Genomic DNA, 20,372 nt, shown 5'->3' with positions numbered 1-20,372 from the left:
ACGCCTTATCTATAATTATCTTGTCATCGATCGTTTTAAAACACTATTTACAATAATAGCCTAAAGTAAATAGCTAGCACAAGTGTTTTTCGTGAAATTTTAATGAGAATTCCACATTTTTAAAGGAAAAAAAGGTACTTATTTGTTATACTTATATGTATCGCATGAAAAATAAGGAGGCGTTTTGGGTGAGTAATAAAGCAACACTGGAAAAAGATGCAATGAAGGTTTTAAAACAGACGAGCAGAACATTTTATATCCCCATCAAATTGTTGAACAAAACGTTGCGGAAAACGGTTGGTTCAGCTTACCTCTGCATGCGTGCTGTTGATGAAATAGAGGACCACGAGGAAATGGATGCGGAAGTAAAGCAGCATTTATTAATGGAGACAAGCCATTTACTGAAGGAATCGGTATTTAATCGAAATGCGTATGAACAATTGGTAGCTCCATATGAACAAGAATTGCCGGAAGTCACATTACGCTTAGCAGACTGGATTGCATTCTGCCCGGATGATATAGAGCAGAAAGTAAAAGATTCAACAAGTGAAATGGCAGAAGGAATGGCAAAATGGGTCGGTAAAGATTGGGATGTGCAAACAAAGGAAGATTTAGATGAGTATACATATTATGTTGCAGGCCTTGTTGGCGTGATGCTGTCTGATATTTGGAAGTGGTATGATGGCACGGAAACAGACCGCGACCTGGCAATTGGTTATGGGCGTGGATTGCAAGCTGTGAATATATTACGCAATGTCGATGAAGATGCGGAACGTGGTGTCGGATTCTTCCCGAATGACTGGTCTAAAAAAGAAATGTTTGCGTATGCAGAAGCGAACCTGCAAAAAGCAGATCAGTATATGACGCAAATCACTACGAAAAATATCCTGCTTTTCTGCCGGATTCCGCTGGCACTTGCCCATAAAACATTACAAGCTTTGAAGAGCGGCAAAGAAAAAATGTCCAGGGATGAAGTGGAAGAAACGGTTGATAAGATTATTAATTCCTAAAATTAGAATGAAAACATCGCATTATTTAAACACGATGGGTTTGCTAACTCAACTGGTTACCCAAACGTTCTTTTTCTTTGGCACAACAAAAGTGTTTCAAAAGTTTGTTTTCCTTCAATGGAGAAAATAAAATAGAGCAATAAGAAGGCTCCTTCTCAGGAAGGAGCCTTCTTATTGCTTACCTTATTCCTCTTTCATATTGCGTAGGCGGGGTGACCTTATGCGTTAACTTTTTCTCTGCGTGCAAACCCCAATACGGATCAAGAAGCATACCTCTTGCAATGGCTACAAGTTCTGCATCTCCATTGGTAATGGTTGCTTCTGCCAATTCGGGGTTACTTAATTTTCCAACAGAGATAACTGGAATATCCAATTGGTTTTTAAATGCGCGTGCAAAAGGAACCTGATAACCCGGCGTATTTTGTGGTTTACGTTCCCCGGGAGGTCCTTCTCCGCCGCTTGAAATGTGAAAAACATCTACACCAGCTTCTTTAAAACGTTTTGCCATATTTATCGCGTGTGGTAAATCATAACCGCCATCTATATATTCAATGGCAGAAATACGCATGATTAGCGGCATATCTGCAGGCATTACCGTTTTGACCTCTTTGATGATTTCTTCTCCAAACAGTGCCAGATCTTTTCCATACGCATCTGTACGATTGTTGATGCTTGGTGACATGAATTGATGCAGAAGATAACCATGCGCACCATGCAATTCGATGGTATCAAACCCGGCTTTTACCGCTCTTTCAGCAGCCTGTTTGAATTGCTGAACAATTTCTTTGACCTCTTGATTCGTTAAAGCTCTTGGTGGTTTAAGTTCTCCATTCTTCGTTTCCTCTGGTAAAACTTCTACAGGTATATCAGAAGGTCCTACCGGCTGGTTAGCATCTTCTGCTTTTCTGCCCGCATGCGCGATTTGAATTCCGACTTTGGTCCCGTACTTTTTAATTTCATTAATAAGCTGTTGATAGTGCGGTATTTGTTCATCTGACCATAGACCGAGGTCTTCATTGGTAATTCGTCCCTCGGGAGTAACGCTGGTCATTTCCATAATAATGAGGCCCGTTCCTCCAACTGCTCTGGAGACATAGTGAACAAAGTGCCAATTATTTGGAGCACCATCTTTTTTCGTGACGGAATATTGACACATCGGTGACATAACAATACGATTTTTCAGTGAAAGATTTTTAATCGTATAAGGGCTGAATAAATGACTCACATAAAAACTCCTTTTCCTTTTTTATTTGCGTGTGCATACATATAATATAATTTGTGTTATAATAAAGTCAAACCATAAGATTAGAAAGGGTTATTAGAATGAATTATAATGAGTTGTTTTATGCTTGGATTAATTTGACCAAATATCATGACCGTATACTGAAAGCAATGGATTTTACACTTCAAAATCAATACCAATTAGGAATAAAAGAATTTTATCTTATGTATTATCTGGCACAATCAGAGCAAAAAAAGATGCGCTTATCTGAATTAGTTCCCAAGGTAGGGCTTAGTCACAGTGCTTTATCACGCTTAGTTACAAGACTGGAACGATATCGGGGAGAGCCATTAGTGGAACGTCAGAAAGATGCCAATGATAAACGATCAGTTGATATCTTGCTGCTCCAAAAAGGAGAACAATATATTCAGGAGATGCAATCGCTGATGAATGAAAGTTTACAGCAACAAATGAGCGAGAAGGATATGCAAAATATAAAAAGGCTTGTTGAATAAGAAGACGATAACTGGTTTCCAATGCAACAGACGAAGCGTTTACATTTCAAAACCTTTGTTGCTTGACTTTAAAATAACGTGGATTTAACATGTATGCACACGCAAATAGTAGAAGGTAATCGATGTTTTGATGTATGAAATGAAAGGAGCGATTATATCATGGCAAAGGTAACACGCGGTATGGACCACGTAGGAGTGACAGTACCTGATGTGGAAGAAGCTACTACATTTTTTAAAAAAGCTTTTCATGCAAACATTTCCTATGATAATAAAAAATTAGGTGATGAACCGCAGCAGGGAGATACTGTTGAAAAAACATTAGGGCTTAAAAAAGGCGCGAAAGTTATTCATATACGTATTCTTTCTTTTGATAATGGTTCCGGTATCGAACTTTTTCAATATAAAAACACCGAACAAAGAGAACCTGTGATAGCTTCTGACCTTGGTGTGCAGCACATTGCATTCTATGTTGATGATATTCAGGAAGCAGCAAAACAATTTGTGGAAGCAGGCGGTGAATTATTAACAGAACCAAGAGAACTGTTAGGCGATGTAGAAAAAGGAACAGGGAAGTTTGTTTATGGCCGTGCCCCGTGGGGCATGCTGATTGAGTTAATAAGCTACGATCCAAATCAATTGCATTATCCGGAAGATAGTGAAGCAAAAAGATTTACACCATAAAAATACATGCATATGTACCACTTTCGTTTGAATCTTATATGGAGTGCAGTTTTGTTTTGATAACTATGCGCTTCAAAGTATATAAGAAGGATATGTTTTACTTTAAATACGAAACTTTCGCCGTTTAAAAAGTAACTTCCATTTCATAGGAACAGGGGCTGGCAAAGAAAAGAAGATAACGTGTAAGGCGACCGCTACGGCGGACCGTTTTGCTTTCCTAGGGGCACGCTCTTCAGCTAACTTTTGCCAAGAAGAGCACTTGGCAAAAGTAGATCTTCAGATGGTGCTGATCCCTCAGGAGTCAAAACGGTCCGCCTCCGCTAGTAGGATATTCTATGCGGTGATATAGTTGAACCAATAAAGTTAAATCAGACAGAACACATTTTTCGTGGTGCATGATTAAAAGGTTCAGCATCTTGTTCAAAAAATAGAAGGATGATTTAACGAAAAGCAAGCATGATAATAGAGAGTATATTCATCCTGGAACAGCAAGGTTTATATGCTTATTCTTAGGTGCGAAAGTTGAGTTAATAATAAATAGGAGTGTGTTAAAAATGACAAAAGTTGCTGTGTTAGTAGGATCATTACGAAAAGAATCTTTTACCAGGAAGGTTGCCAAAAATGTCATGGACCTATTTCCGGATAATGTTGAAACAGAAATTATCCCGATTGGCGATTTGCCATTATACAATCAAGACTTTGACGATGAGGGCAATCCTCCTGCGGTTTGGACAACTTTCCGAGAAAATATGAAAGGGTTTGAGGCTGTTTTATTTGTAACGCCGGAGTATAACCGTTCTGTTCCTGGTGTATTAAAAAATGCCATTGATATTGGCTCCCGTCCTAAAGAGGATAGTGTCTGGAATGATAAACCAGCAGCAATTATCAGTAACTCTCCTAAAAATTTAAGTGGATTTGGTGCCAATCATCATTTGCGACAATCGCTTGTATTTTTTAATATGCCTGTCGTTCAACAGCCGGAAGCTTATTTGGCGAATGTTGCAACGTTGTTGGATGAAGACGGAAAAATCAATAATGAAGATACGGTTCAATTTCTGCAGTCTTTTGTAGATGCCTTTGTCGACTTAATAACTACTTTTCAAGCAAAATAAATAAGATGAGGCATACGAAGACTAAACGAACTGAAAAATAGTTCCAATCGTCCAAAGAATGATTGGAACTATTTTTTTTACGTCAACAAGCTCATTTTCTGAGATTTTTTTATTTTCGGGATTGAGAAGGGTTTAAGAATATTTAATAAGGGTATACTTCAATATTCAAAGCTATTCGCTGAATAGATACTTAAATTGATAGTTGTGTTGTTCGCAACACGAAACTATAATATAAAAATATGTGTTTAAAAAACAAGTGAGAGGATGAAAGTTTGTCAAGTATTTAGGAAGTGCTGACTTTCATTCCAGTTTATAATATCATTTCTATGCTGTTATAGACACTTACACAAAACAGGAGGTAAAATGTGAAGTCAAAGAAGGGGAAAGGTTTAGATTGGCCGGTCTTTTATATCAGCGGAGGGTTTTTAGTTCTATTTATCATTCTATCAATAATTAACAGTGATATGGTGGATAATGCAGTGAATACGTTATTTACCTATTCTGCTGATTGGTTCGGCGCTTATTGGCAAATACTTTTATTCCTTAACTTCGCTATCGGCTTGGGATTAGCCGTATCAAAGTACGGAAAAGTAAAATTAGGAAAACAGGATAAACCGAAATACAGTTATTTTGGCTGGGTAGCTATGATATTAGTTACATTGCTGGCTGCCGGAGGAGTTTTTTGGGCGGCTGCAGAGCCGATGTATCATTATATGGACACACCACCTTTATTCGGTGGAGGACAATTTAACTTTATAGAAGGCGGATTTGCTCAAGCATTTATGCACTGGGGTTTTCTTGCATGGGCAATTCTTGGTACCTTAGCTGTTATTGTGATGATGTATGTTCACTATCAGAAAGGGTATCCTTTAAAACCGCGGGGATTATTATACCCTATTTTTGGAGATAAGATTTTTGAAAAAAGTGTTATTGGTACAACAGCAGATGTTTTTTCTATTATTGCAACTGCAGCAGGAACCTTGGGGCCATTAGGATTTTTAGGTCTGCAGATTTCTTATGGATTAAATCATTTATTTGATGTTCCGAACACATTAACAGTCAGTATTATTGTCGTGATTGTTTTAGTTGCTATAGCAGCAATTTCAGCAGCAACGGGAGTAGACAGAGGGATTTATCATTTAAGTAACTGGAATGTGCAATTTACCATTCTGCTTGGTGTTATTGTTCTAATTATTGGACCTACTATGTTTATTATTGATGGATTTGTCGGAGGTACAGGTGTTCATATCCAAAATATGTTTGAGATGATGTTTTATCGTGGAGATGGCGAATGGCTTTCCGGATGGACACTTTTCTTCTGGGCATGGTTTATTGGTTATGCGCCGATGCTTATCGTATTTATCAGCCGTATTTCCAGAGGAAGAACGATTCGTGAGCTTATTATTGCGGTGTCTGTTGTAGCACCATTGGTAACGAATTTTTGGTTTTCCATTGTTGGCGGAACCGGGATTTTCTTTGAAATGCAAGATGGAGGCTCGGTTTCTGGACCATTAGCAGAAGGCGGTATGCCGGCAGCAGTTATGGCAATTACAGATCAACTGCCGATGGGAGTTGTGATGGGCGTTGCATTCCTGTTGGTATCTATCGTATTTGTTGCTACAACAGCGGATACCATGTCTTATACAGTATCTGCAACGTTATCCGGACATGATAATCCGAGTCGCTGGTTGCGTGTTGTCTGGGCTATTCTTTTTGGTGCTTTTACGGCAGCAATTCTTTCCATTGGAGAAGACAGTATTACATCGATTCAGAACTCGATTGTTATTTCCGCAGTGCCGGTATCATTATTGATTCTGCCGCCACTGTGGAATGCACCGAAAATTGCTAAGAAAATGGCACTTGAACAGGGACTTGTCTGGCAGCGGGAAATGCGCAAAAAAGTAGACAAAACATATAAGTAAAACATATAAAATGGACAGGGAAGGCAATGCCTTTCAGCTGTCCATTTTTTAGTGTGGGAAATAAACATATTACATGCATTGAAAGGATTCAATGCTATTTAAGTCCATTCCGAAGTAAACCCAACGGAATCCATTCCAGCGAAAACCGGCAATCGAGTTTCTTCCTAAGAACGTTGGGAATGCCCAGAAACCTCTACCATGATTTGGCCAAATATAGGTGAAACGGAACATACAATGCCTGATACCGCCTGGATCTACTGCGAATGTTTGCACCTGTTGTTTTTGCGGTACAAAGTTAGGTGGCGGTCCCATTGGAGGCTGGCTGTTCATTCCGCCCATTGCTGCCGGATCGGGTTGCTGTCCATAAGGTGATTCGTTATTTCCATTTCCCGGCGCATTAGGAAAAGACGGTGCTGGCGGCCAATTTGGAGGAGGTCCTCCGTTTCCATTTCCGTTTCCATTTCCATTATTGTTTGGAGGTTCTGGAAATAAATTTTCTTGAAGTTGTTCTGTAATAAAATCCTGAAATGGAAATCCATTTCCGTTTTCTCCTCCATTTGGTGCCCCAGGAAAAAAGTTGTCAATCCGTTCTGGGGCGGGATGATTTTGCTGGCCGTGTTGAGGCGGCAGGTTATTAACGGGTTGCTGTTCCGGATAATAGCTGCCCGGTCCACCCGCTCCCCCGTTTGGTCCTTCTGTGAAAAAGCCATTGGCGTCATCATATTGTGGCGCTGGCTGGAAATAGTTATTTAACATCTGTCCGGGCAGGTTATTCTGTTTGTTTTCCGCTCCGTTTGGATGCTGTTGTGGTCGAAAATGATTCATTATTTTCCTCCTCTGCCTTCATTCATACTCTGGAGCAGTATATGAGGCATTTGCCTTGTTTGCGCCTCTTTGTGAGCAGAATGGGCTGAATAACTAGAAGGCAAAAAGGAAAAATGTTCATTATAATTTATCTACAGCATCTTGAATGTTCTGTGCTTCTGTAATCGCCGTAATAAAGGAAACACCATCAACTCCTGCTTCAATAGCAGAGTGAGCATTTTCTACATGAATTCCGCCAATCGCGACAATTGGAATAGCTGGAAATTGGCTGCGGATGGTATGAATCCACTCCAGCCCGACAACTTCTTTTGCATCCTCCTTTGTAGAGGTGGCAAAAATGGGACCGACACCAATATAATCGACTAAATCAAGCGGGCTCTGGTCGAGTTCTGCTTGTGTAGATATGGATAAACCAATGATTTTATCGGGAAACTTGGCACGGACTTCTTGTACTGGTGTATCATCCTGTCCGACATGTATGCCATCTGCTTCCAGTTTCGCGGCTAACTCTATATGATCATTCACGAAAAAAGGGACTTCATATTTACGGCATTGTTCTCTTAAACGTTTGCCAAGCTGCAGTTTTTCCTCCCCATTTAATGATCCGCTTCCTTTTTCCCGAAATTGAAATGCAGTAATACCGGCAGCGAGCGCCTCTTGTAACACAGCTTCCGGATTTCTGTGACAATTTTGACTGCCCATAATAAAATATTTTCTTAAGCTATTTCGATTCCATGTCATTATTTGAACCTCCATTCAATTGTTTCGGTGTACAAGATAAAGCATCAATAAAATTGGGCAGGAAAGTTCCTGAGCCTTTGACATCCGGCTGTTCTGCTGCATGCTCTGCAGCGAGTCCATAAAAACAAAGTGCTGCACGGAGCTGTTCGGACATATCATAAGAAGTAGTAAGGCAAGCCGCAATAACCGAACCTAATAAACATCCGGAACCGGTAATCGTTGCGAGAAGCGGGTGCCCTGTCTGATTGTAAATAAACTGTTGATTTGCATAAATCACATCTGTTTTTCCAGTGATCACAATAGCAGTATTAAATTTTTTTCCGGCTTTTTCGGCAATTTCATCTATATTACCTTCACCGACAGAATCAACACCGCGCATTTGGATTTCTGTATCAACTAAGGATGCAATTTCGCCCGCATTCCCTTTGATAACGGTTGGACGTACTTCTTTTAAAATTCTTGCGACTGCTTTTTGTCGAAATGGGGTAGCAGCCACACCAACAGGGTCAAGAACAACCGGGATTCCTTTTTGGTTGGCAGCTTTTCCTGCTGCAATCATTGCAGGAACTTCCGTTTCTAAAACCGTTCCGATGTTTAAGACGAGTGCATCTGCAATATTTGCCATATCTGCGGCTTCTTGCAGTTCTTTTGCCATCACCGGGCTGCCGCCAAAAGCTAACAGGCCATTTGCGCTGAAGTTGACGACAACCTGATTGGTTAAATGATGAACAAGCGGTGTGTTGTTTCTGGCTTGCTGGATAATATCAGGATTCATGAATAATCTCCTTTCCTGCATTTTCCCGGATAGCCCAGTGGTTTGTCGGGCCATTTCCTTCCCCGAGTTCAAATGATTTTGAAATGGCAGCAGTAACAAAGGATTTGGCATGCTTCACTGCTTCTGGCAGCGGATAACCTTTTCCTAAATAAGCAGCAATAGCGGCGGAATAGGTACATCCTGTTCCATGCGTGTTTTTCGTGTCAATACGTTCGGAAGCATAACTGTGCATTTTATTTCCATCATAAAGAAAATCAATTGCTTGTCCTTTTAGGTGGCCACCTTTTATTAATGCAGCATCGACACCATATTCGTGAACGAGATATTCTGCCGCGCTTTTCATATCTTCCTCGGTTGTAATGGATAACCCGGTCAGGAATTCCGTTTCTGGAATATTTGGTGTTACAAGCGTTGTTAAAGGGAGAAGGTATTGTCGTAAATAGTTACGACCTTCTTCATCTATTAGAGAATCTCCGCTGGTAGCGACCATTACTGGATCCATTACATATGGAGCATCAACCTGTTCTAATTTTTTAACGATTAATTCCATCATGGGCTTGCTTGCAATCATTCCTGTTTTTACCGCATGAATCGGCATATCTTCTATAATGACATCCAGCTGATCCTCAATCATAGAAATTGGCATATGCTCTACGGAACGGACCCCTGTGGTATTTTGCGCCACAACGGATGTAATCACGGACATCCCATAAGTTTTCAGTTCTTGAAATGTCTTTAAATCAGCTTGAATACCAGCACCTCCGCTAGGATCTGTGCCGGCAATGGTTAATGCACAACGAACCGACTTCATTATAAAAACCTCCTTCATAGAATTAAAGATTTATTTTGTTAAAGAAAATTGCCGTGCCGGGATACGGCTGACTAACAACCACCCGATCAATGCACCGGAGACACTGCTTACAATAAACGGCGGAATAAAAGCAAAAGCCCCTGCAGAACTTCCCATAAGCAGGTTAGCGATAGGAACAGCAAAGAAGGAACCAATTATTCCTGTACCAATGATTTCTCCTAAAGCTGCCATCGGATATTTATACGTTTTTTGATACAATACCCCAGCAACAAAAGCTCCAATCATCGCTCCCGGAAAAGCAACCAGTGTCCCCAATCCTAAAAGGTTCCTGAGCAGACTGATCATCAATGCGACAATCACCGCAGGACCTGGACCGAGCATAATGGCGGCAATCACATTAACGGCATGCTGGACAGGATAAGCTCTGGCAACACCGGCAGGAAACCAGAGTAACTGCGAGCCAATCGTTCCAATAGCTACCAGTACGGCCATCATTGTTAGTAAGCGTGTACGTTTTTTCAATCTAATCATCTCCTTTTACTTAGGAAAATGAAAAGGGAACTACTTTGTAAAAAAATAAAAAAATCAGGCTTTGTCGGGAAGCCTGATTTGGTATACTGAGAGTAATCATAAATGGATTGACTACTTCCCTACGCTGGTATTAACCAGATCAGGTTTATAAGAGTCGGAAAGTGAGCATGCTTTCCTCTCAGCCCGCCATGTTGGGCTCCCCTAGTAGTTGCTTTTCATCATTTTCTTTGATTCTACTGTATCAGAGATGGAGCAATTTGTCATGAATGAATCATCAGATTACAGGCTGATCTACAGGAAAAGTTATTAGTAGAAAGAGGTTAAAGCATGTTAAGAATAAATGGTATGGAATATCGTCAGGGAGACCAAATATTATTTCCAAAGATAGATATCGAAGTAAAATCTGGAGAAATAAAAGCTGTTCAATCCACCGTTAATATTCGTTCGGTATTACTGCAGATGATTATCGGAAAAGAAAACGTTCGAAGTGGATCGATTCAGATTCAGCATCAGACATTACAAGCGGACAAACAGAAATATTTTTCATCGTTAGGTATTTGCTGGTATGAAGAAGAGGTTTATGAACGGCTGCAAGTGCAGGAATATCTAAATTTTATAGGTTCTTTATTTCAAAGCAAGGCGTCAATCAAAGAAGTTCTTTCGCAAATTCAACTGGAAGAAAAAGCAAAATGGAAGATACACCAGCTCAATCGTTCCGAAAAACGGCGTGTTCAGTTTGGAAGAATATTCATGCAGGAATCAGAAGTTGTCATTCTTGAAGAGCCGGAAGTAAATATAGATTTAGAAACCAAACGTGTTCTGCATCAATTTGTCGAATTGATGCAGGAGCAGCAAAAGGCGGTACTGATTTTTACAACAAGTACGGAGAGTGCCATCACCATTGCCGATACTGTCTATCGCTTGGATGAACAAGGAATCCGTCAGATAGAAGTGGAAACGGAGGGAAATAAACGTTCAGAAACCATAGAAACAGATGGCACGGAAACAGCAGAAGAAGCGGTTCAAGTAAAGCAAACTTTTCAATTAAATAAAATTTCCGCAAAAGTAGAGGATAAAATTATTTTATTTGACCCGCAGGAAATTGATTATATCGAAAGCCAGGATGGACAATCCTATCTATATACCCGTGGAGAAGGATTTCCGACAGGCCTTACCTTAAAAGAATTGGAACAGCGCCTGTCTCATCAGGGATTTTTTCGCTGTCATCGCTCCTATATAGTGAATCTTCAAAAAATAAGAGAAGTGATTACATGGACAAGAAATAGCTATAGCTTGTCTCTTGTTGATAAAAAAAGTTCGGAGGTCCCGTTATCAAAATCAAAGTTAAACGAGCTGAAGGAATTATTAGGGGTAGAATAAGTACAATTCAACATACCATATACTCCATTCATCGAAAATATACTGCGTTGTTGTTGAAAAGTGGCTATTCTATAGTCACAGGCAACTTAACTGATACAGGAGGTTTTTGGAGTGGAGAATATGATTGAAGTGACATCTTTAGAAAAGATTTTTGGCAATAAACAAGCGTTACACGATGTATCCTTTCAGGTGAAAAAAGGAGAGACATTTGGTTTTCTAGGGCCCAGTGGTTCAGGGAAAACAACAACAATAAAAATTTTGACTGGACAAATGAGGCAGAGCGGAGGTACGGCGAATGTATTTGGGGTGCCTGTTTCAACGTTAAATACACCTGCGTATCGAAAACGCTTTGGTGTTGTGACAGATAATAGTGGTTTATATGTGAGACTAACCATTTATGATAATTTAAAGCTTTATGCAGATCTATACGATACGCCTTATAAGCGAATTGATGAAGCATTGGAAGCAGTTAATCTAGGAACAGAGAAAAAAACACAGGTTTCTAAACTCTCCAAAGGTATGACACAGCGCGTATTACTGGCAAGGACACTGTTGCATAAGCCGGAGTTATTATTTTTAGATGAACCGACATCCGCCCTAGACCCTGCTAACTCTAAACATATTCATGATGGCCTGAAAGAACTGAATCGACAGGGAACGACCATTTTTCTGACCACCCATGATATGGAGGAAGCAGATCACCTATGCGGTCAGGTAGCCTTTTTAAATAAAGGGATTGTCCAGCTTTTAGATGAACCGAAACAACTAAAGAAACAGTATCGGGAAGAGATCATTGGTATCGAATTAAAAGATGGGCGGCAATTAGAACTTCCACTTCAGGCATCGAGTGCTGAGGAAATTCAACAATTTATTTCCCGGGAAATGGTGGAACGTATTTATACAAAAGAACCAACATTAGGAGATATCTTTGTTGAAGTAACGGGGAGGGAACTAGTATGACATTTTCTGTGAAACGTTTTATAGCTATTTTTCAAAAAGATTTGAAGGATTTATATCGAAATATGTATGTTTCATCCACAGCATTATTCCCGCTTCTTTTTGCTGTTATATATGGACGGATGGACAATGTGGCAATAGAGATGTATTTATTTGTCATCAGCATGTCGCTTGCTTTAGTAGGTACTTTCTTGCAGTGTGCGATGATAGCGGAAGAAAAAGAGAAAAATACATTGCGCGGTCTGATGCTTTCTCCGGCAACATTGACAGAAATATTAGCTGGTAAAAGTGCGGTAACTATTGCTATTACCGTCGTTATTATGGGAATCAGTATGTTTATTATGAATTTCTCTTTTTCAGGCAGAGGCATCTTAATTGCAGGAATTATTCTTTCCCTTCTTTTCTTTATCGCTATAGGGACATGGATGGGCTTGATTACAAGAAGTGTCCTCGAAGCATCTGTCTATATTCTTCCGGTCATGTTCATATTTGGGATGGGAAATATGTTTATTGTATTTGCAGATCAGTATAGCTTCTTGCAAGTACTAGAATATACCCCGGGACTCCAGCTGCAGGAAATTGTACAATTGGAAGATGCAGGGGCAGGATTTGCAGAGTTATGGAAGCCATTTGCAATTATTGGAGCCTGGACCGTAGCAGCATGCTTGTTAACTGTTGTAACATTTAAGAAGCGGATGATGGATTAAACAGGCAAAGAATGCAGGAATAAATATGTTTCATTAAAAGTAAAGTCATTTGCAGAGTGAAAGGAGCTCTGCAAATGACTTTTTTACTTATAGTAAAAAAATTGCATTTATTTATTATGTGATGTAATGTATAATTAACAAATGCAATTTATACATTACATTTTGTGAAGTAGGTTGGATAATGAAAAATAATGTGAAAATAACACGTATAAAAACATCGATGACACAACAACAACTGGCGAAAAGAGTTGGTGTAACAAGACAAACAATTGGTTTGATTGAGAAAGGGGAGTACAACCCTACGCTTCAACTTTGTATTTCGATAGCAAAAGAGTTGAGTAAAACATTAGATGAATTATTTTGGGAGGTAGAAGATCAATGAAAACATGGATATCTTTTTTGATGCCGGATGATGAATATAAAGAAAAGAAGCTGCTATACTTTGTAGCTGAAGGAGCAGTCGTACTTGTGCTTTTTCTTGGCATGATGCTGATTATTAATCGTTTTATTGCCCTAGACGTAGATTTTATGCTATTTGCAGGTATAGCAGTATTTCTATTTTATACGTTAGCTAGGTATATACTGTCTGGGATGGAATATGCCGAGATTGCGACGAAAACACAATATAAAAGAGAAATAAAAGTCCTTATATCCAGGTCAGCTTCATTTACTATCACTTATGCGATACTTTATCTTATTTATACAATCATATCCAACAATGCAAGCTGGTATGAATTTCTAATAATGGGGATAAGTGTAGGTGTCATTTTCTTTTTAATTAACCTTATTTCATTAAAATGCTCGTATAAAAAGAATAAAGAATTATTGTGAAGGTTATTACAATAATATGTAGAATCATATATTATTAATGTATATGTGTGTATGCTATAGAAGTTATCGAAGGAGGCGATAGAAGTGATTCAAATCTTTGTAAGAAAATATCGTTTGGAAAATATAGTATTTCCTGTGCTATTTCTTTTCGGAATTGTAATTATGTGTTTAAATGTTTTTTATTACTTAAACTTTGATGCGAGTATATGGAATTGGAATATGGGAATTGGTGTTGCGCTGTTTGCTTATGCTTGGTACCATCTGTTTTATAAAAAGTAATCACGTCCTGTCATCATTTGTAAAAGCTATTTTTGAGCCAATCTCGATTAGCTCACGAAGTAGCTTTTTATTTTGTTAATGGAATAATATAGGGGAGGATTACTGCTTTATCGCTTATTATTTTGATTTCTTCCTTTCATATATCGTTTTAATGTAAAGTGAAAAATAAAAGAAGGTGGCAAATATGAATATTGAAATAAGAAATGGAAGCCTCCAAGATTTTCAAGAGGTTATGCAAATTATCAACGATTCACGGAATAAACTGGCTGCATCTGGGTCGCCGCAATGGTCCAATGAAGATGCTCCCAAAGAAGCAGATATCAAAAATAAGATAGAAAAAGGAAATAATTATGTTTTTACAATTAATCAAACAATCATTGGTACAGCAATCATAGCAGATGAAGAAGAACCAGCTTATTCATCCATACGTTATGGTGGTTGGGATACATCGCAAGGAGGTTATGCGACCATTCATAAATTTGCTATCAATCCAGAGATAAATGGAAAAGGCTATGGAAAAACGTTTCTAAAACTGCTGCTACTTTTATGTAAAGAAAAAGGGTTATCTGAAATACGGATTGATACCCACCCTCAAAATCGAGCCATGCAACAAGTTATTTTATCAGCAGGGTTTGCGTTTAAGGGAATTATTCATCTGCCGTTTGTAAATGGAGAGAGATATGCGTATCAATTATTTTTATCATAATGGATGATAAAGAAAGTATGCTTCAAATTTTGGATACAGATGACATATATAAAGTGAAACTGGCAGGGAGTTTTAATAAGCGGCATCATACGTATATTTTTCTGTTAGAATATAGTTATGATACAGGTAAAAGGGAGATAAAAATATGACCTTACAACAATTAAAATATGTCATTGAAGTAGCAAGAAGCCGCTCCATTTCCAAAGCAGCTCAAGCCCTGTTTATCAGTCAGCCAAGCCTGTCCAATGCGTTGAAAGAATTGGAAAAAGAAATCGGTGTTAAAATCTTTTCACGTACAAATAAAGGGATTCATGTGACGAAAGAGGGTTCGGAATTTTTAGGATACGCCAGACAAGTGTTGGAGCAGGCTGAATTACTGGAAAATCGTTATTCCAACAATGCAGCACCTCAGCATCATTTTGCCGTGTCTGCCCAGCACTATGCGTTTGCAGTCAGCGCTTTTGTCCGTCTGCTAAAAGATTATGACAGGGATGAATATGACTTTACATTCCGGGAAACAAGGACATATGAAATCATTGAAGACGTCAAAAATTTAAATAGCGAAATCGGTATTATGTATATGAACGATTTTAACGAGCAAATCATCCGCAAATTTTTAAGAGAAGGGAATTTAGCCTTCCATCGTCTATTTGAAGCAACACCACATGTGTTTATCAGCGGGGAGAATCCACTTGCGGAAAAAGATTATATCACGTTGGAAGATTTAGAGCCATACCCTTATCTGCTGTATGAACAAGGAGATTACAATTCCTTTTATTTTTCGGAAGAGATATTAAGCACGCTGACCCGTCCCAAAAATATTCATGTCCGGGACCGGGCGACGATGTTTAACCTGCTGATTGGACTGAACGGCTATACGATATCAACAGGAGTTATCAGTCAAAAATTGAATGGCGATAATATTATTGCGGTACCTTTGAAAGTTGATGAAGTGATTCATGTTGGTTATATTGTTCATAAAGATATGGAGCTTAGCCCGATGGCGGAAACCTATATTGCGTACTTGCAGTCCAGTATTGAAGAAGAGAGAAAAAGTTTACCGTAATGGATATAGACAAAAGCTATACTAAACGATAGATTTTAGGTGTTATCTGATAATAGGATTTCCATGATAGACTAATCTCAACCAATGAAACGAAGGAGAGATTAGTAATGGCAGTGGCAAGTAAAGAAGGTATACGTACCGAAACACCCTTCCGTTTTGATAATGTGGGAAGCTTCCTGCGTCCGGAAAAATTGAAGGAAGCTCGTAAAGCATTTGCAAAAGGAAGTATTTCTGAGCAGGAGTTAAAAGCAGTTGAGGATGAAGCGATTAAAGATTTAATCCAGAAACAGAAGGATGTCGGGTTAAAAGCAATTACAGATGGAGAGTTTCGACGTTCCTGGTGGCATCTCGATTTTATGTGGGGCTTGCAAGGGGTAAAAAAACAGGAGATCGACCAAGGCTATCAATTTAAAGGCGAAGAAACACGTGCAGAAACAGCTCGTTTAACAGGAAAAATCAGCGGCGAACATCATCCTTTTGTCGAGCATTTTCAATTCGTTCAGCAATTTGCGGATGAAAAGGCAGTGGCGAGACAGACGATTCCTGCTCCGGCGCAGTTTTTATCAGAGCTGCAACGCCCGGAAAATGTGGAAACGACAAAGCGCATTTATCCAGACTTAAATGAATTAGTAGAAGATATTGCATCCGCTTATCGATCGGTTGTGAAGGATTTATACACAGCGGGATGCCGGAATTTGCAGCTGGATGATTGCACATGGGGCAGGCTTGTCGGTAAAAACCATTGGACCAGCCGTGATGATGATTCGAATATAGAGGAAGTTGCTTCGCTATATGTGAATGTAAATAATAAAGTAATTGAAAATCAACCAGAAGATTTAATTATTACAACACATGTGTGTCGTGGAAACTATCATTCAAAATGGTTTTCATCCGGTGCTTATGATGCAATCTCCAAACATTTATTTGGCAAAGAAAAAGTAAAAGCATATTACTTAGAATTTGATACCGAACGGGCAGGCGGATTTGAATCATTAGTCAATGTAAGTGATAACAAACTTGTTGTATTGGGATTATTCTCTTCGAAGCTACCAGATTTGGAAGATAAAGCTCAAATTAAAGAGCGTATTGAAGAAGCTTCTAAGTATGTCCCGATTGAACGTTTATGCGTCAGTCCGCAATGTGGCTTTGCATCAACGGAAGAAGGGAATATTCTTACGGAAGAGCAGCAATGGAATAAGTTGCGTTTAGTAAGAGAAGTTGCTGAGGAAGTTTGGGGAAAATAATAGGATTCATTTTTTGAGCTAACGAAGGCGACAGAGGCGAGTCCTGTTTAATCCATTTTCAATAATTGCATTCTTTTTAAAGATATACAGAAAAGGAAGCGCTGGAGAAGCGCTTCCTTTTCTGTATGTGTGCCAGGCATGTGCACATTCTCTAGGGTTAAAGTCCCGAATCACGAAGGCAGTAGTAGTGGTTAGCTCAAGACAAGGGTGTCTGGGGGTGACCCAGAATCTGAAGGAAGTCGGCGGCAAACCCCCGCCCTTAGGAACACAAACTTCATAGAAGGCTAGATGTACTTGGGTGAGACTGCATAACAAGTCAAAGCCCTTACTGCCAAAGGGTGCATAGAGTAAATGAAGAAGGGATATGGGGAGGAAGAGTGTGTACTTACCCTGGGAGGTCTGATAGAAATGCGGTACACATGCCGTAACTGAACATGCGAATGTTCACTGAACTATCAGAAGTCAGCCGAAGCCGTAGTACCAGATAGTTCTAGAATATCTGGGAAGGGCTGAATCATTTAAGGAGAATTGCCACTTCGCGTACGCAATACTCGAAGAAGCAGAAACATGAAACCTTCCTAATGGAGGAAGCGGTGAATCCCGCGGGGGACATTAGAAGGGCTGAGAGACATTGCCACACAAGAAGAAAGGACAATTCACGCAGGAGTTAGATAACATGTTGGAACAAATTCTAGCACGAGAAAACCTAATGACAGCTCTGCATCGTGTAGAGCGCAATAAAGGAAGTCACGGAGTTGATGGAATGCCCGTACAAAACCTACGAGCGCATATCATGGAACACTGGGCTTCTATTCGGGAGCAACTAGAAACGGGTACCTACTACCCTCAACCAGTTCGCCGTTACGAAATCCATAAAGAAGGCGGCGGTATGAGGAAACTGGGTATTCCCACCGTGTTAGACCGTTTTATCCAACAAGCCATCGCACAAGTGCTCACCACGATATATGACCCGACCTTCTCGGAAAATAGCTATGGCTTCCGCCCAAAGCGTCGAGGTCATGACGCTGTAAGGAAAGCCAGGGCATATATGAAGGACGGATATCGCTGGGTGATTGATATGGATTTAGAGAAATTCTTCGATAAAGTAAACCACGACCGTTTGATGCGGACGCTAAGTCGGAGGGTCAAAGACCCGAAAGTCCTTCAGCTTATCCGCAGATTCCTGCAAGCAGGAATCATGGAAGACGGAGTGGTACATCCGAATACAGAAGGAGCGTCTCAGGGCGGACCGTTAAGTCCGCTTCTCTCAAACATTGTCCTGGATGAACTGGACAAAGAGTTAGAGAAAAGAGGACTCCATTTCGTGCGCTATGCGGATGATTTTCATATTTATGTCCGTTCGAAAAGAGCAGGACACCGAATAATGGAAAGTATCACCAACTTTATAGAGAAGAAGATGAAATTGGAAGTCAATAAAGAGAAAAGTGCGGTAGACCGCCCATGGAAACGTAAATTCCTTGGATTCTCATTCACCTTTCATAAGGAAAATCCCAAGATACGGATTGCGAAAGAAAGTATCAAACGTTTCAAGCGACGAATCCGAGAATTAACGTCTCGAAAGAAATCAATGAATATGGGGGACAGAATAGAGAAACTGAATCAATATCTCGCAGGCTGGCTGGGATACTACCAGTTAGCAGAAACACCTACGATATTCAAGGAACTCGACGGATGGATTCGAAGACGTCTACGAATGATACGTTGGAAAGAGTGGAAGAAAGTGAAAACGAAACACAAGAATCTCGTGAAACAAGGAATCAAGAAAGGAAAAGCGTGGGAATGGGCAAACACAAGAAAGAGCTATTGGCGAACCGCCAATAGCCCTATCTTGCATAGAGCGCTTGGTGACCAATACTGGTCAGAACAAGGTTTGAAGAGTCTAACTAATAGCTATCTAACGAAGCGTTGGACATAAATGAAACCGCCGTATACGGAACCGTACGTATGGTGGTGTGAGAGGTCGGAGGTTAGTCACCTCCTCCTACTCGATTATTTATACGGCTGGAATGTAACATGCTAGAATCGTTTTTCGTCTTGGATGTTGTCATCCTTGTCTCTGATTTCCACCTTGCTTGGTGTATTTTCTTTCGCCATTTGCTCTGCAGCAGCAAGCGCATCATCTTTTGAGGCATACGTTTCTTCCGGTGCGACATTTTCCAGTTTTACAAACCAACTTGTTTCATCTGCATTCGGTGTGACACTAAATGTTTTCATTTTGCTCAACTCCTTTATAACGCGGTTATGGAAAGTTTTCCCTTAGTTGGAGTGAGTAAAACATGAACGAAAGTCAAAAGAAAAATTCCTCCGTACTTGTCAGTTTTAACACGACAGGGAAAAGGCTAATAATAACAATACTTCCCAAAATCAGCCAGCTGAAAATAAACCATACTGGTATATTAAAAAAGTTTAGAAACAGGGCTGCTAAAGGAATTAGGATTAAAAGTGAAAATTGTATTCTTGATTTTTTAGTGGCGTATTGTTTCTCCCCGCAATGGGGGCAGGTATATGCAGTATCCAGGGTTGTAGTTGTTTTCATTGTTTGTTTCCACGTCCATTTTTGGTGGCAATGCTGGCATGTTGGCAATTTCATCACTCCTCGAAGTAAAACATTCTAAAGGACATGATAACATATGCAGGAATTTGTTTTTACTTTGAAATCGGTGCATTTTTTCTTTGGTAAACAGTAGTCTGGTCAGGTAATCAGGGTTTGACATCATCGAGGTTTATTCAAAAATTTTTGGCTTTTCAATAGTTATCTCCGTAAGTCAAGATGAACTTGACGATGGACAAAAGGAAGGATACCATAACCTTAGACATCTCTGTCTGATTTTAGTTAGAGTTGGGTACCTTCCATTACGAAAAATAATACGATGTCATTTCTGTCTATCAAACATAATCAAAGCAGTTATTATTTGATATATGTATCGATATATTTTTGTGAGAGACAAATTCTCTTAGAAGCAAGCAAAAAAAGGAAATAATAATATAAAAAAATATCGTGTAAATATGCACAATCTCATGTATCATGTTCTTATA

Annotated in this window: 23 protein-coding genes and 1 riboswitch; of the genes, 15 read left to right on the top strand and 8 right to left on the bottom strand. The window is 39.6% G+C overall.

Going from position 1 to position 20,372, the window contains the following annotated elements; all coding sequences use genetic code 11:
- Positions 1 to 188: 188 nt before the first annotated feature.
- Positions 189 to 1,010: a squalene/phytoene synthase family protein gene (locus B7E05_RS18080; RefSeq protein WP_080875509.1), complete on the top strand. Its 822-nt coding sequence runs from the start codon at positions 189 to 191 to the stop codon at positions 1,008 to 1,010.
- 178 nt (positions 1,011 to 1,188) lie between these two features.
- Here B7E05_RS18080 and B7E05_RS18075 read toward each other — a convergent pair whose 3' ends face one another.
- Positions 1,189 to 2,235 (bottom strand): NADH:flavin oxidoreductase/NADH oxidase, encoded by a 1,047-nt coding sequence (locus tag B7E05_RS18075; RefSeq protein ID WP_080875508.1) that lies wholly within the window; start codon positions 2,233 to 2,235, stop codon positions 1,189 to 1,191.
- Positions 2,236 to 2,333: 98 nt separating this feature from the next.
- On the opposite strand from B7E05_RS18075, the gene B7E05_RS18070 reads away from it, so the two are divergent.
- The 4 genes from B7E05_RS18070 (at position 2,334) to B7E05_RS18055 (ending at position 6,462) form a co-directional block, all read left to right on the top strand.
- Complete coding sequence (locus B7E05_RS18070) at positions 2,334 to 2,747, top strand: MarR family winged helix-turn-helix transcriptional regulator (protein ID WP_080875507.1); 414 nt, start codon at positions 2,334 to 2,336, stop codon at positions 2,745 to 2,747.
- Between the two features lie 159 nt (positions 2,748 to 2,906).
- The gene (locus tag B7E05_RS18065; RefSeq protein WP_080875506.1) at positions 2,907 to 3,428 is read left to right on the top strand and encodes a VOC family protein; all 522 of its coding nucleotides are present in this window, start codon (positions 2,907 to 2,909) and stop codon (positions 3,426 to 3,428) included.
- 554 nt (positions 3,429 to 3,982) lie between these two features.
- A complete protein-coding gene (locus tag B7E05_RS18060; protein ID WP_080875505.1) occupies positions 3,983 to 4,540 on the top strand; it encodes an NADPH-dependent FMN reductase in 558 nt (185 codons plus the stop codon).
- 365 nt (positions 4,541 to 4,905) lie between these two features.
- Positions 4,906 to 6,462, top strand: coding sequence for a BCCT family transporter (locus B7E05_RS18055; RefSeq protein WP_080875504.1), 1,557 nt, complete (start codon positions 4,906 to 4,908; stop codon positions 6,460 to 6,462).
- 69 nt (positions 6,463 to 6,531) lie between these two features.
- Here the strand turns inward: B7E05_RS18055 and B7E05_RS18050 are convergent, their stop codons facing one another.
- The 5 genes from B7E05_RS18050 to thiW all read right to left on the bottom strand — a co-directional run bounded on the left by B7E05_RS18050 (position 6,532) and on the right by thiW (position 10,109).
- Positions 6,532 to 7,287 carry a hypothetical protein gene (locus tag B7E05_RS18050; RefSeq protein ID WP_342745011.1) on the bottom strand — a complete coding sequence of 252 codons (756 nt, stop codon included), beginning with the start codon at positions 7,285 to 7,287 and terminating at the stop codon, positions 6,532 to 6,534.
- Between the two features lie 120 nt (positions 7,288 to 7,407).
- The gene (gene thiE, locus B7E05_RS18045; RefSeq protein WP_080875503.1) at positions 7,408 to 8,028 is read right to left on the bottom strand and encodes a thiamine phosphate synthase; all 621 of its coding nucleotides are present in this window, start codon (positions 8,026 to 8,028) and stop codon (positions 7,408 to 7,410) included.
- Positions 8,009 to 8,803 carry a hydroxyethylthiazole kinase gene (gene thiM, locus B7E05_RS18040; protein WP_080875502.1) on the bottom strand — a complete coding sequence of 265 codons (795 nt, stop codon included), beginning with the start codon at positions 8,801 to 8,803 and terminating at the stop codon, positions 8,009 to 8,011. Before thiM ends, thiE begins: the two co-directional genes overlap by 20 nt.
- Complete coding sequence (thiD, locus tag B7E05_RS18035) at positions 8,793 to 9,614, bottom strand: bifunctional hydroxymethylpyrimidine kinase/phosphomethylpyrimidine kinase (RefSeq protein WP_080875501.1); 822 nt, start codon at positions 9,612 to 9,614, stop codon at positions 8,793 to 8,795. The genes thiM and thiD overlap by 11 nt, the downstream gene beginning before the upstream one ends.
- A 30-nt stretch (positions 9,615 to 9,644) precedes the next feature.
- Positions 9,645 to 10,109, bottom strand: coding sequence for an energy coupling factor transporter S component ThiW (gene thiW, locus B7E05_RS18030; RefSeq protein WP_281252509.1), 465 nt, complete (start codon positions 10,107 to 10,109; stop codon positions 9,645 to 9,647).
- A 135-nt stretch (positions 10,110 to 10,244) separates the two neighbouring features.
- A riboswitch (TPP riboswitch) is annotated at positions 10,245 to 10,358 on the bottom strand.
- A 114-nt stretch (positions 10,359 to 10,472) separates the two neighbouring features.
- Here thiW and B7E05_RS18025 point away from each other — a divergent pair.
- The 10 genes from B7E05_RS18025 (at position 10,473) to ltrA (ending at position 19,251) form a co-directional block, all read left to right on the top strand.
- A complete protein-coding gene (locus B7E05_RS18025; RefSeq protein WP_080875500.1) occupies positions 10,473 to 11,525 on the top strand; it encodes a LytTR family transcriptional regulator DNA-binding domain-containing protein in 1,053 nt (350 codons plus the stop codon).
- Positions 11,526 to 11,636: 111 nt separating this feature from the next.
- A complete protein-coding gene (locus tag B7E05_RS18020; RefSeq protein ID WP_080875499.1) occupies positions 11,637 to 12,485 on the top strand; it encodes an ABC transporter ATP-binding protein in 849 nt (282 codons plus the stop codon).
- Positions 12,482 to 13,189 carry an ABC transporter permease gene (locus B7E05_RS18015; RefSeq protein ID WP_080875498.1) on the top strand — a complete coding sequence of 236 codons (708 nt, stop codon included), beginning with the start codon at positions 12,482 to 12,484 and terminating at the stop codon, positions 13,187 to 13,189. The genes B7E05_RS18020 and B7E05_RS18015 overlap by 4 nt, the downstream gene beginning before the upstream one ends.
- A gap of 181 nt (positions 13,190 to 13,370) precedes the next feature.
- Positions 13,371 to 13,571 (top strand): helix-turn-helix transcriptional regulator, encoded by a 201-nt coding sequence (locus B7E05_RS18010; RefSeq protein ID WP_080875497.1) that lies wholly within the window; start codon positions 13,371 to 13,373, stop codon positions 13,569 to 13,571.
- Positions 13,568 to 14,020, top strand: a complete 453-nt coding sequence (locus B7E05_RS18005; protein WP_080875496.1) for a hypothetical protein — start codon at positions 13,568 to 13,570, stop codon at positions 14,018 to 14,020. Before B7E05_RS18010 ends, B7E05_RS18005 begins: the two co-directional genes overlap by 4 nt.
- Positions 14,021 to 14,104: 84 nt before the next feature.
- Positions 14,105 to 14,299 (top strand): hypothetical protein, encoded by a 195-nt coding sequence (locus tag B7E05_RS18000; protein WP_080875495.1) that lies wholly within the window; start codon positions 14,105 to 14,107, stop codon positions 14,297 to 14,299.
- A gap of 184 nt (positions 14,300 to 14,483) precedes the next feature.
- Entirely contained in the window at positions 14,484 to 15,005 is a 522-nt protein-coding gene (locus B7E05_RS17995; RefSeq protein ID WP_080875494.1) for a GNAT family N-acetyltransferase, read from the top strand.
- Positions 15,006 to 15,150: 145 nt separating this feature from the next.
- Positions 15,151 to 16,071, top strand: coding sequence for a LysR family transcriptional regulator (locus B7E05_RS17990; protein ID WP_080875493.1), 921 nt, complete (start codon positions 15,151 to 15,153; stop codon positions 16,069 to 16,071).
- Between the two features lie 107 nt (positions 16,072 to 16,178).
- Positions 16,179 to 17,315, top strand: coding sequence for a 5-methyltetrahydropteroyltriglutamate--homocysteine S-methyltransferase (locus B7E05_RS17985; protein ID WP_080875492.1), 1,137 nt, complete (start codon positions 16,179 to 16,181; stop codon positions 17,313 to 17,315).
- Between the two features lie 676 nt (positions 17,316 to 17,991).
- Entirely contained in the window at positions 17,992 to 19,251 is a 1,260-nt protein-coding gene (gene ltrA / locus B7E05_RS17975; RefSeq protein WP_080874617.1) for a group II intron reverse transcriptase/maturase, read from the top strand.
- A 101-nt stretch (positions 19,252 to 19,352) separates the two neighbouring features.
- Here the strand turns inward: ltrA and B7E05_RS17970 are convergent, their stop codons facing one another.
- The gene (locus B7E05_RS17970) at positions 19,353 to 19,550 is read right to left on the bottom strand and encodes a DUF2188 domain-containing protein (RefSeq protein ID WP_080875491.1); all 198 of its coding nucleotides are present in this window, start codon (positions 19,548 to 19,550) and stop codon (positions 19,353 to 19,355) included.
- 73 nt (positions 19,551 to 19,623) lie between these two features.
- Complete coding sequence (locus tag B7E05_RS17965; protein WP_179134573.1) at positions 19,624 to 19,920, bottom strand: TIGR04104 family putative zinc finger protein; 297 nt, start codon at positions 19,918 to 19,920, stop codon at positions 19,624 to 19,626.
- Between the last annotated feature and the right edge of the window lie 452 nt (positions 19,921 to 20,372).

Source organism: Oceanobacillus timonensis (genome assembly GCF_900166635.1).
Taxonomy (GTDB): Bacteria; Bacillota; Bacilli; order Bacillales; family Amphibacillaceae; genus Oceanobacillus; species Oceanobacillus timonensis.
Note: the sequence above shows the minus strand (reverse complement) of the source record. Positions and strands in the feature narration are given on the sequence as shown.